Genomic DNA, 12,290 nt, shown 5'->3' with positions numbered 1-12,290 from the left:
AAGGGCTGCCCGGAATTTGGACAGCCCTTTTCGCTATTTATCAAGGCATTTTTTCAATTCTTCCACAGTCGCCGCAATCCTCGCTGCGCCTGCTTCCGTGAGCTCCTCCCGGCTGCCATAGCCGTAAAGCACGCCGATGCAGGGAAGGCCGTTTTCTCTGGCTCCGCGGACGTCATTTTCCCGATCGCCGACCATCACAGCCCCGGACAGATCATAGCTACCCGCCTCTATAGCATAGCGGAGCACATCCGCCTTCTCCACCCGGTTTTCGTCCATACTGGCTCCCGCAATCCGATCGAAATACTGTGCCAGCCCGAAATGTTCCATAATCTGAACCGCAAACTCTTCCGGCTTGGAAGTAGCAACGACCAGCTTCCGTCCGGCGTCTTTCAGATACGCCGCCAGTTCCCTGATGCCGGGATACACGGAGTTCTCAAACATTCCCTTTTCCACATAGTACTCCCGGTAATATTCAATACTTTTTTGGCACTGCTCTGGCGTAAAGTTATAATATTTCGCAAAGGATTCCGCCAGCGGCGGACCTACAAATGCATTTAACACGCTGTAGTCCTCCACCTTGATATTCCATTTATTCAGGGCATACGCCACTGAATGAGTGATACCCGGGCCGGAATCTGTCAAGGTTCCATCCAAATCAAAGAAAATCGTCTGATACATGTTATTCTCCTGTGTCGATCTCATCCGTGTCATCACTTTCTCCGGTATCAATCTCGCCAACTGCCGCGGAACCGTCTGTTGGCGGCTGATTTACCGCGCCGATTACATTGCCCGGATGCAGGCTGCAGGGCTTCGCTACCAGCGGGGAACCGGATACGCTGTTATCTTCCGGAACCAAGGTAATAACCCGGAACTCATGTACCGGGCACGCGTCTGTGGCCAGAGCGCCGCTCTCCACGCAGGCCTCACCGATTACATGAACGTCACAGTACTCCGTAGGCACAGTTCCCTCCGCAAAGTATTCTGTTTTCACCATACCGTCACAGATGCCGGGAATCGGAAGCTTACCGGACGCCGCGCATACAGTGGCGCTGGTTACAGAAGACGGTTTCGGAAATCCGATATCGGACTGTCCCTCGCTTAATCTGGACATCACTGCCTTCCAGATCTTTTTGTGGTAACCGGTCTCTCCCTTCTTACTGGAGAGCTCATGGTTATTATCATAGCCGGCCCAGATACCCGCCGTGTAATAAGGCGTGTAGCCTACGAACCAGACGTCGCGGTTATCCGATGTCGTACCGGTCTTACCGGCAACGCTCATGCCGCCGAAGTTCACGGCTTTACCGGTACCCGTGGTCACTACATCCTGCATGGCGCTGGTCAGAAGCCATGCGGTACTATCCTTCAGGACAGTTCTGCTGTAAGCTTCCGTATTATCAATCAGGACATTACCGTCGTGATCGGTAATCTTTGTGTAGAAAACCGGCTTTTCATAGACACCGCCGTTGGCGATGGTTGCGTAAGCAGCAGTCAGTTCCACGTTCTTGACGCCATTCGTGATACCACCCAATACCATAGCCTGGGTGTAATCGTTCTTGCCATCCTTCAGCTCTTTCTGCATGGTGGTAATACCCATATTTTCCAGGTAATTAATGCCAAGCGCCGGAGTGATATCCGTAATCGTCTTCACAGCTACGATATTCATAGACTGCTCAATACCTCTCCGGAGAGAAGTCCAGCCCTGATAATTCTCGCCGTTCCAGTTCCGGACCGGACGTCCCTTGCCGCCGTCGTAATTATAGGGTGCGTCATACTGGGTAGTCGCCAGCGTCATACCCGCGGAATCCAGCGCTGCCGCGTAGGCCGCCACCACCTTGAAGGTAGAACCGGGCTGACGGGTCGTATCTGTGGCACGGTTCAGGGACAGGCTCTCGGTCTTCTCGCCACGGCCGCCTACTATTCCCTTCACATAGCCTGTGGACTGATCCATCACAACCATGGAGATCTGCGGCTGGATGGTCATATTGATAGTTTCGTAGATCTTATCGCCGTCCTCGACAATGGATTCCTTGTATGCGTCAATGTGCGCCTGGGCGTCCTCTTTGCTGTCAAACAGCAGTTCGAAATTCGAAGACTCATTTTCCTTGAAATACTTCTCCATCATTTCTTTGCTGTAATTGGTCTGCGTGCCGTCCGGCTTCACCACAGTCAGCGCATACTCCAGACCTATCTTGGCACCTGCCGGATAGTTATCCTCATTGGATGTCTCCTCATCCATAATCTTCTGGACTTCCGGATCCTGCGCGGTCTCGATGGTCAGGCCGCCGTTGTATACCAGATTATAAGCCTGCTGGGAGGTGTATCCCTTGACCTCCTGCAGATCGTTGATCACCTGCGCAATGGTCGCGTCCACATAATAGGAATAGACGCTTGCGCTGCTCTTGGTCTCATTGGTGGTCTGAATGCGGTCATAGACGTCATCCGCCATGGCCTCCTGATATTCTTCCTCGCTGATATCACCGCATTTTTTCATATCATTCAGTACAATCTCACGCCGCTTGGCATTCTCCTCCGGATCTGTAACCGGATTGTACTTGGTGGGGCTCTTGGTGATACCCGCGAGAACCGCAGCTTCAGAGACACTCAGTTCGCTGACGTCCTTATTGAAATAGCGGTTGGCTGCCGCCTGAATACCCAGAGTATTCTGTCCTAAATTGATCGTATTCAGATAGGCTTCCAGAATTTCATCCTTGGTCATGATCTTCTCAAGCTCCAGAGCCAGATACTGCTCCTGCAGCTTACGCTCAATCTTCTCCACCAGCGTATCCTCACTCATGAAGTCAAAGACACTGTTCTTCAGAAGCTGCTGGGTAATGGTGCTGGCGCCTTCGGTTTTCCTGAAGCCGCTGGCGATCCCCTTCATGCCTGCTCTGATGATACCCTTCAGGTCAATGCCGTTATGCTTATAAAATCGCTCGTCCTCTACATCTACAAAAGCTTTCTGCACATGCTCCGGAATATTGTCAATATCCACCCAGACACGGTTGGATCCCGCTGTGATAAGCTCTGCCATTTTATTTCCATCAGAGTCTACCATGACGGACTTGTATCCTCTCGGAATCACACTGGTGCTGTCAATATCCGGCGCATTGTCGATGACTCCCTTGACGATTCCGATTCCGGCGCACAGACCGATCACACCTGCTGCCAGCAGGCAAACCAGAAATGCTTTTATAAAAATTACGCTGGCCTTTTTACCGGCCTTCGCGGACTTGGAGTGCATAGACTTCTGCTTTTTCGAAGTACTGCGTTTCCCGTAATTCATGTTTTATCCTCCTATACATCCAATCATTATATCAAAAAGTAATGTCAGAATAAAGAGTTATTTGAGAAATTCACAGTTTCTTAAGCATTTCCCCGCGTCTGTCCCTTGTGCGGAGACGCCTGTTTATATTATAATAATATACACTGTAAAAATTTAATATCTGTGACAGCTTTCGACATTCTTTTTTCAGGTATTCCTGTATAATTTTTGAAAACCCGGCACAGCCCGACGCAAAGGAGATTATCATGCAAAAAGAATACCTGATTGAAACCCGTTCTGTCACAGACGAAAAAGGAAACCTGCTGCACCTGAAATATTATCTGATAGAGGAAGAACGGCCCGTATCACCCGCCCCGCTCTATCGGATCTGCATTAAAAAATCACTGACGGAGTATCCCGGAGTGGAGGAGGCGGAAAGCACGCCGCCCGTATCAGCTTCAGAAAGCCGGGCCCGGGAAATGCTCCGAAGTCTAATAAAGAATGCAGTGACGCCCGTATGTCTTCTGGAAATCGTGGACGATATGATGTCTCTGGAGAGCGGACAGGCTTCCTGAAAGGAAGTAACATGTCAGAAACATACCGTTTTGCATATGAGGGCGGTGTGGGTGAGCTTGTGGAAAAAAAATCTCGTTTTATCGCCACAGTAACCCCCGTCACCTCTGAAGAAGAAGCCCTTCGCTTCATCGAACAGACAAAGAAAAAATACTGGGATGCCCGTCATAACTGCACAGCCTTCACCATCGGCAGCCGCCACCAGCTGACCCGCTGCAGCGACGATGGCGAACCGGCCGGAACCGCGGGCCGTCCCATGCTGGACGTCCTCTTAAAAGAAGATATTCACAATGTGGCCGTTGTCGTAACCCGCTATTTCGGCGGCACCCTGCTGGGCACCGGCGGACTGGTGCGCGCCTATTCCGGGGCGGTTCAGGAGGGACTCCGAAGCTCCGTGATTCTTACCCGTCAGTCCGGCGTACGACTGGAGATCCGCACCGATTACACAGATCTGGGTAAAATTCAGTATCTGATGGGGCAGGAACAAATTCCGACCCTCGCTTCCGATTATACCGATTCCGTCTATCTCGAAGCCCTGGTGCCTGTCAGACAGCTGGAGTCTTTTTGCAATGCCCTGACGGAAGGAACTGCCGGAAAAGTATCGCTCACAAAAGGAGACCCCTGTGATTACGCCCTGAATGGCGGCGAATTGCTTCTGCTTGATAAGGGGGAGCCTGTATGAAGACCTTTTCCCCCCGGTTCCGAAAAGCACTCCCGGTTCTTCTGATTACTGCCGCCCTGGCGCTCTCACTCTCTGCCTGGGGACTCTGGAAATACCGCTTCTTCCGGCTTGAAGCTCCTCGGAAACCGCTCTGTATCAATGAGCTCTCGGTTTCCAGCCTCGCCACGCAGGTCGGCGGTTCCACGATATACGAGGATTACATCGAGCTCTACAATCCCAATAATAATACAATTTCCCTGGACGGACTGTATCTGTCTGATACCTCCGACTACACGCTGGCCCCGCTGCCCGATGTTACCATCGGCCCCGGCGCTCATCTCTGCATCTACGCCGCAGGGCAGGATGGCTCCGTGCCTGAAGGGCAGCTTTCTGTCCCTTTCAGTCTCTCTGAAAACGAAACTGTCTCACTGACACGTTTGGAGGAAAATACAGCCGGTACAGCATCCGCCGTTTTGCTGGATACCGTCTACATCCCCGATTCTATGAAAATCGGAGCTGTCTATGCACGCACGGAAGACGGCGGAGAAATCTTTGCCCAGATGAGACCCTCACCCGGGACTGCCAATCAGGAGGCTGCCCTTGTACTCGAAGATCCCACATTTTCACAGCCAAGTGATTTTTATGAAGACGCGGTTTCTCTGCAAATCAATTCTTCCAGCGGCACTACGGTTCATTATACGCTGGACGGAAGCGACCCGACGACGGACTCTCCCCTCTACAGCGGCTCGTTGACACTGATGGATCCCAGCTCTCATTCCGATCGCTATGCCTCCCGCACTGATATCACCGAAGAAGATAGCGGATACCTGCCACCGGATTCTCCGGTCGATAAGGCTGTGGTGCTGCGCGCCGTCGCTTTTGACGCCGCCGGTAATTCCAGCAATATCACTACGGCCACCTATTTTATCGACTTTGATCAGAAGGATGGGTATGAAAATGCTGCTGTGCTTTCTCTCGTGACGGATCCGGACAACCTTTTTTCTTCTGAAACCGGTATTTACGTCCGCGGCGCCCTGTATGATGACGCCATGGAAGCCGGACTCATTTACAACGGCCTTCCATGGACCTATCTGACCGAATACACCAACTATTATCTGGAAGGCGCAGAAGCTGAACGCCCGGTCTATATCCAATTCTTTGACGCCTCCCGGGAAGAGACGCTGGCTCAGGACTGCGGTATACGGATTCGCGGCAATGAATCCCGTCATTTCCCGCAGAAAAGCTTCTCCCTGTACGCCAGAAGCCGCTATGGTTCCTCTTCCTTTTCGCCTGTTTTCTTTGATACGGGCATTTCCTATCCGAATCTGATACTGAACTCCGGCCGTCAGCTGAAGAAGATCTTTTTCTTTTCCCTGGTGGAAGACCGCGATACGGCCATTCAGCAATATACTCCCTGCCAGGTCTTTCTGAACGGCGAGTATTGGGGCATGTATTACCTGATGGAAAAATATTCCTCCGAATACCTTGCAGGACATTACGACGTAGCTCCCGACAATACCCTGCTCGTCAAGGATACCCGCTATGTGGAAAATGGCAGCCCTCAGGATATTGCCCGCTACAAAGAACTCCGCACCTTTCTCGCGGAGCAGAATCTGGCTGATCCGGACGTCTATCAGGAGCTTCTCACCAAAATGGATATGCAGAGCTTCATCGACTGGATGTGTACCAACATCTACATCGCCAACACCGATACCAAGCCTCTGGGTGGAAATGTCCTCACCTGGCAGACACTCACACCGGAAAACGATGCCGAGGGTGACGGACGCTTCCGCTGGATGCTCTACGACCTGGACGACTCCCTGGCTGTCGGAACGGATCTGGCTGCTACCCCAGCCTACGCCTTCGACTCCTTCACCGGACATTCCGCTTACTCCGAGCTGGGTTTTCTGGACGATGATCCCTTGCCCGCCCTCATGAAAAATGAGGACTTCCGCCGCCAGTTTGTCCTGACCTTCCTGGACATGGCCAACGAGAGCTTCCGCTGGGAGCACGTAAAAGCGCTTCTGGAAAATCTTGAAGAACAGCATGCCTGGGCTGACACAGGCTGGATGCGCTGGAACACAGCTCCCCAGACAGGCACCTTCGAAGAACAGACCGCGGAGCTCCACACATTCTTCGAGCACCGTGCCGAATACATCATCCCGATGCTGGCCGAACATTTTGGCCTGCAAGGGCCATTAGTTGACATAACTTTATCTTCTGTTCCGGACAAGCAGGGCAGCATCAAACTGAATACCATCTCCCCGGATCTTTCCGAAACCGACTGGACCGGCCAGTACTACACCGATTATCCGGTGTCCTTACAGGCCCTGCATGCCAAAGGGTATCGGTTTGTGCGCTGGGAGATAGAAAATGGGGAGATTGTGTCGGGGGACTCGGAACACAAGAAGATAGAGGTGCAGTTGAACGCGGATACGCGGATCACTGCGGTATTTGAAAAGAAATAATTTAGGTTATGAGGCCCGAGGGGCAGGACAGGGACTTTGTAATTTCCAGTGTACAGCGTTTTAGCGGACTGCGTGGGGCACCTGCGGACCTCAAGTCCGTGGGTGGCACACACTGTCCGATAAACGATGAACACGGAAATTACCAAGTCCCTGCCCGTCCGTCTTCTATACCTTACTTCACATTAAACGCCTTAATTCCCGGATAAACCGCTGATTTACCCAATGCCTCCTCGATACGCAGCAGCTGATTGTACTTCGCCACACGCTCACTTCTGCTCGGCGCACCCGTCTTAATCTGGCAGGTATTCAACGCAACCGCCAGATCTGCGATCGTCGTATCCGCAGTCTCGCCGGAACGATGGGAGGTAACAGCCGTATAACCAGCCTTATGAGCCATCTTGATAGCTTCCAGCGTCTCAGACACAGAACCAATCTGGTTCAGTTTGATCAGAATAGAGTTACCGCAGCCCATCTCAATTCCCTTAGACAGACGCTCCGTATTGGTCACAAACAGGTCATCGCCAACCAGCTGTACCTTGTCGCCCAGACGGGCCGTCAGCTTCTGCCAGCCTTCCCAATCCTCCTCATCCAGACCATCCTCGATCGAAATAATCGGATACTTTTCGCAAAGGTCAGCCCAGTGCTCAATCAGCTGCTCCGCCGTAAATTCTGTACCGGCCTTCGGCAGCTTGTAAAAGCCCCTGCCCTTCTCGCTCTTCCACTCAGAAGAAGCCGCATCCATTGCAATCATGAAATCCTTACCCGGCTCGTATCCGGCCTTCTTTACGGCCTCCAGAATCGTCTCAATAGCCTCTGCGTCAGATTTCAGTGCCGGAGCAAAACCACCCTCGTCACCGACGGATGTGGCCAGCCCTCTCTCTTTCAGGATAGACGCCAGCGCATGGAATACCTCCGCACACCATCTTAGGCACTCCTTAAAGGAAGGCGCGCCCACCGGCATGATCATGAACTCCTGTACATCCAGTCCGGAGGACAGTGCATGGCAGCCACCATTTACAATATTCATCATCGGCACCGGCAGGCGATTGCCATTGATGCCGCCCAGGAAACGATACAGCGGCATATCCAGAGCTGCTGCTGACGCACGGCAGGTCGCGATGGATACGGCCAGAATCGCGTTTGCACCCAGCTTGGACTTGTCCTTCGTGCCGTCCGCCTCGATCATGGCGCGGTCTACGGCGTAGATGTCAGAAGCATCCAGGCCTTTGACTGCCTCATTGATAATGGTATTGATGTTCTCTACGGCCTTTGTAACGCCCTTTCCCAGATATCGGCTTTTGTCACCGTCACGCAGCTCCAGCGCCTCAAATTCACCTGTAGAAGCCCCGCTGGGAGCGGTTCCGCGCGCTACGGTGCCATCTGCCAGAGTTACCTCAGCCTCTACCGTCGGATTTCCTCTGGAATCCAGAATCTCTCTTCCCACAACCTTCTCAATCTGTAAAAAATCCATTTTGATAATCTCCTTTCAATATGAATCTCTTTTCGGGCAGAACACCGGAAGATGCAAGGGAGCCACCCGATACATCTTCCCAGTCTCATGGACACAGGAAGGATAATCCAATTCTTCCCAAAGGAGTCTGCCTGATTTATTCACATGCAGTTAGTGTTGTCTAACTCCATGTATCGTAACAGATTCCATTTTTTAAGTCAATGCGCGGATGCCCTTTTCTCATAGTATTGACAAAGATTATCAAATTATTTACTTTGAAAACATCGATTCAAATTTCTGAAACGAAAGCAGCTGCGTGAACAAATAAAAAACAGCAGTCGAATCACATGGGATCCGGCTGCTGCTTTCTTATCTCTCTTTCTTTATCTCTTAATCTGTCCGTAGTAAGCATTCGCACCGTGCTTTCTCAGGAAATGCTTGTCCTGGATAACCTGCGGTGCAGGCTGTACTCTGGCATTCAGGATCTCGGTGCGGCATGCCATCTTGGCAACCTCTTCGAGAACGACTGCGTTGTGTACTGCGTTGGCTGCGTCGGTTCCCCAGGTGAACGGTCCATGGTTGGTACACAGAACGCCCGGTACGTGCATCGGATCGATGCCTCTCTCGTTGAAGGTCTCGATGATAACAAGGCCTGTGTTCTTCTCATACTCACCGTTGATCTCGTCAGCGGTCAGGCTTCTTGCACAGGGAATCTCGCCGTAGAAGTAGTCTGCGTGAGTGGTTCCGTAGCAGGGAATGCTGCGGCCTGCCTGTGCCCAGGAGGTAGCCCACGGAGAATGGGTATGTACCACGCCTCCAATCTTCGGGAATGCCTTGTACAGCTCCAGATGGGTCGGTGTATCGGAAGACGGATTGTAATCGCCCTCTACTTTATTACCGTTCAGGTCGATAACTACCATATCTTCCGGCTTCAGCAGATCGTACTCAACTCCGCTGGGTTTGATTACGAAAAGTCCTTTTTCACGGTCAATTCCGCTGACATTTCCCCATGTATAGGTGATGAGTCCTCTTCTCGGAAGCTCCATATTTGCTTCGTATACCTGTTTTTTCAGTTCCTCTAACACGATTTTTCCTCCTTGAAAATAATACTGTGGACCGCGCTTAGTCGTTTTCTTTCTGATCCAGAAGCTTACGCATGGCAGAATTTGCAAAATGCAGGTCTGCCTTCCAGTCTTCCTTGCCCAGATACCAGAACTCCGTTACATAACGGCGTACGCCCATCTCCCATGCGGTGTCAATCATCGCCGGAAAATCTACCTGTCCCTCTCCGTACATCATGTCGCGGAATTTACCCGGAACAGTTTCTTTCAGATGCATAGCAACCACATGACCGTCGCAGCTTCGAAGATCTGCAAGTACATCGGTTCCGTAAGTGATTGCTGCATTATTGATGTTACCACAATCCGGATATACATTCAAGTAAGTGGAATTAATCTTGTCCAAATATTTCATGGACTTTTCACAGGTATTCATGAACTCGGTCTCCATGGTCTCAAAGCCCATGAGTACGCCTGCTCTGGCTGCCATCCGGGCAGCCTTCTTAAGGTTCCGTCCGAAACGCTCTACGGTCTCCGGTGTGGACTCGTCGTAATATACGTCGTAGCCTGCCAGCTGAATGATGCGGACGCCCAGGTCGTCTGCCAGCTGAATAGCCTTCTCCATGATCTCCAGGCTTCTGGCCTCTGTCGCCGGGTCGCTGCTTCCCAGCGGGTATTTCCGGTGACCGGACAGACACATGCTGCGAATGGGCAGACCCACCTCATACATGGTCTTTACCAGCTCCAGGCGTTCTTCCTTCGTCCAGTCCAGACGGGCCAGCTTCGTGTCGGTCTCATCGATACTGATTTCCACGAAATCGTAGCCTGCCTCTTTGGCCGCCTCCAGCTTCTCTTTCCAGGTCAGCGTGTTCGGCATGGCTTTCTCGTATAATCCAATGCTATATGCTTTCATAATATTTCCTCTCATAGGGAGAGCCCTTACAGGCTCTCAATCTCATAAAACGCGATTTCGTCAATCTCACGGTTGGTGGACAGGATACCCAGCTTGTTGCCCGGTTTCTTGTATACACGGGTATTTGCCGGTCCTACGTTATGATCCAGCACTTCCAGAACATAATCCTTGCCGTCATGGTAGCATGCCATCAGGTCGCGGTCGCCCTTACGGTTGCCGATGATCGCCATGCCCTTGCCCAGGATCTCCGCACCCCAGATACCGTGCAGAAACTCATAGGAGCCCTCAAAGGTTTTCACGCAGGTATACTTGCCGTCTGCCTTCTTGTAAATCTTGATGGTGTCGCCGTGGAACGGTGTCATTACCAGCATCTCATCCTCGCCGTCTCCGTCGAAATCAGCGAAGGTCATATCGCTGGCCGGATCCTCTGTCAGAGTTTCTACGGTCCACTCGCCGTCTTTTTCAGCAGGCGGTGTTACCTTGAAGATGCCGTTCTCGGTTCCCACGATACCGCTCATGACGCCGTCCTTCTCTACGCGGCAATAGCCATGATTCTTCAGCAGATCCTCCTTCAGCGGAACCAGCTTGATCTGGTTGTTCTCGTTGATGTCGCTTAAGTCATTCGGAAGCTCGCCGACCCATACCTTACCCGGCATACTCCAGTCGTCCTTGAACTCATGACCGGACTTCAGCGCGCAGGCAATGATGTAGTTTACGCCGCCTCTGGTCAGGATATCGAAACGATGTACGAAGGGCAGGTCTACGATGGTCTTTACTACCCAGTCATTCTTTCCCTTCGGGGAAGCCAGAATGATCTTTGCCTCCTTGGAATCATTCGGTGAATAGAATTTATGGGTAGCAAGGAACTCGCCGTTGCTTCCCGGAATCTGAACCATAGTCATAACTCCGCCCGGCTCGTCCCATACGGTCTCCTCCAGGTTTCCATCCAAGTCAAACAGCAGGCACTTGTTTACCTTCTCTGCTGCTACCAGCATATGCTCTGTTCCGTTGTAGGTCAGCGGACAGATAGAATAGCATTTCTCAAGCTCATGTGTTTTAATCTTATTTACCTTCATTGTCACAATCTCCTAATCTGTAACTGTTCAGTACCTGACCAGTTACCTAATCTACTTGATATACCCAGGTTCCCATTTCTCGAAATTCACAGACCATCTGCGCCGGGGCATTTACGTCCGTGATAATATTTTCTATCTTCTCCGGCGGACAGGATACGCCTCCGGTTCTGATACCGAATTTGGAGCTGTCTGCCAAAATATAGGTCGTTCCAGTCACTCTCTGAAACATCATCTGATTCAGGTTTACCTCGCTCATCATCTCTGTCACCATACCGATATCCGGACTGATACCCGTACATCCGACAAAGCACTTTTTCGCGGCCACATAGGCCAGACTGTTCTTGGTGAAATCACCCACCATGGCGCCCTTCTGATAACGGAGTTCTCCGCCCAGAAGCACAATGGTCGCCTGGGAGGGATTCTCTTCGTTGATAATATTTCCATTATTTGTAATGATCGTTACATTCCGGCTGGTGATATATTTTACCATAGCAAGAGCTGTGGAGCTGGTATTCAGAAGAATACTGTCTCCATCCTCCACCAGACCGGCCGCATACCTGGCAATTCTTTCCTTTCGAAGCTCCCGGCTGTTCTGGCGCGGAACCTCCGCATTTCCTGTACGCGCTCCTCCGTAGAAACGCTCCAGCAATTTATGTTCTTCCAGATACTGGAGATCGCGTCGAATCGTCAGAGGTGATACCTGCAGCTGCTCCGATAAGCTGTTTACAGATACATCTCCACCATTCCTCACGGTCTCCAAGATTCTCTCTCTTCGACTGTTTACAATTGAACGGCTTATTTTCACGACGCCACACTCCTTCTCTCTTAT

The 12,290-nt window shown here is 51.5% G+C and carries 10 protein-coding genes; 3 read left to right on the top strand and 7 right to left on the bottom strand.

From position 1 onward, the window contains the following. Positions 1-33 precede the first annotated feature (33 nt). Together WMO29_RS11165 and WMO29_RS11160 are read right to left on the bottom strand one after the other, a co-directional pair. Positions 34-678, bottom strand: coding sequence for an HAD family hydrolase (locus WMO29_RS11165; protein ID WP_349164830.1), 645 nt, complete (start codon positions 676-678; stop codon positions 34-36). A 1-nt stretch (position 679) separates the two neighbouring features. Beyond that, positions 680-3,283, bottom strand: coding sequence for a transglycosylase domain-containing protein (locus WMO29_RS11160; RefSeq protein ID WP_349164829.1), 2,604 nt, complete (start codon positions 3,281-3,283; stop codon positions 680-682). Between the two features lie 245 nt (positions 3,284-3,528). On the opposite strand from WMO29_RS11160, the gene WMO29_RS11155 reads away from it, so the two are divergent. The 3 genes from WMO29_RS11155 to WMO29_RS11145 are packed head-to-tail and all read left to right on the top strand — an operon-like array spanning position 3,529 to position 6,964. Continuing rightward, complete coding sequence (locus tag WMO29_RS11155) at positions 3,529-3,837, top strand: DUF6514 family protein (RefSeq protein WP_349164828.1); 309 nt, start codon at positions 3,529-3,531, stop codon at positions 3,835-3,837. Between the two features lie 11 nt (positions 3,838-3,848). Beyond that, entirely contained in the window at positions 3,849-4,517 is a 669-nt protein-coding gene (locus WMO29_RS11150; protein WP_178038319.1) for a YigZ family protein, read from the top strand. Continuing rightward, the gene (locus WMO29_RS11145; RefSeq protein ID WP_349164827.1) at positions 4,514-6,964 is read left to right on the top strand and encodes a CotH kinase family protein; all 2,451 of its coding nucleotides are present in this window, start codon (positions 4,514-4,516) and stop codon (positions 6,962-6,964) included. Before WMO29_RS11150 ends, WMO29_RS11145 begins: the two co-directional genes overlap by 4 nt. Positions 6,965-7,136: 172 nt before the next feature. Here the strand turns inward: WMO29_RS11145 and eno are convergent, their stop codons facing one another. The 5 genes from eno to WMO29_RS11120 form a co-directional block, all read right to left on the bottom strand. Continuing rightward, a complete protein-coding gene (gene eno, locus WMO29_RS11140; protein ID WP_178038323.1) occupies positions 7,137-8,435 on the bottom strand; it encodes a phosphopyruvate hydratase in 1,299 nt (432 codons plus the stop codon). 362 nt (positions 8,436-8,797) lie between these two features. Then, positions 8,798-9,499 carry an L-ribulose-5-phosphate 4-epimerase gene (locus tag WMO29_RS11135; protein WP_178038324.1) on the bottom strand — a complete coding sequence of 234 codons (702 nt, stop codon included), beginning with the start codon at positions 9,497-9,499 and terminating at the stop codon, positions 8,798-8,800. Between the two features lie 37 nt (positions 9,500-9,536). Beyond that, positions 9,537-10,385 carry an L-ribulose-5-phosphate 3-epimerase gene (locus WMO29_RS11130; protein ID WP_349164826.1) on the bottom strand — a complete coding sequence of 283 codons (849 nt, stop codon included), beginning with the start codon at positions 10,383-10,385 and terminating at the stop codon, positions 9,537-9,539. 26 nt (positions 10,386-10,411) lie between these two features. Further along, positions 10,412-11,461: a hypothetical protein gene (locus WMO29_RS11125; RefSeq protein WP_349164825.1), complete on the bottom strand. Its 1,050-nt coding sequence runs from the start codon at positions 11,459-11,461 to the stop codon at positions 10,412-10,414. A 46-nt stretch (positions 11,462-11,507) separates the two neighbouring features. After that, positions 11,508-12,266, bottom strand: a complete 759-nt coding sequence (locus WMO29_RS11120; RefSeq protein ID WP_349164824.1) for a DeoR/GlpR family DNA-binding transcription regulator — start codon at positions 12,264-12,266, stop codon at positions 11,508-11,510. Positions 12,267-12,290: the final 24 nt, after the last annotated feature.

This window comes from Laedolimicola intestinihominis, assembly GCF_040096155.1.
Taxonomy (GTDB): Bacteria; Bacillota; Clostridia; order Lachnospirales; family Lachnospiraceae; genus Laedolimicola; species Laedolimicola intestinihominis.
Note: the sequence above shows the minus strand (reverse complement) of the source record. Positions and strands in the feature narration are given on the sequence as shown.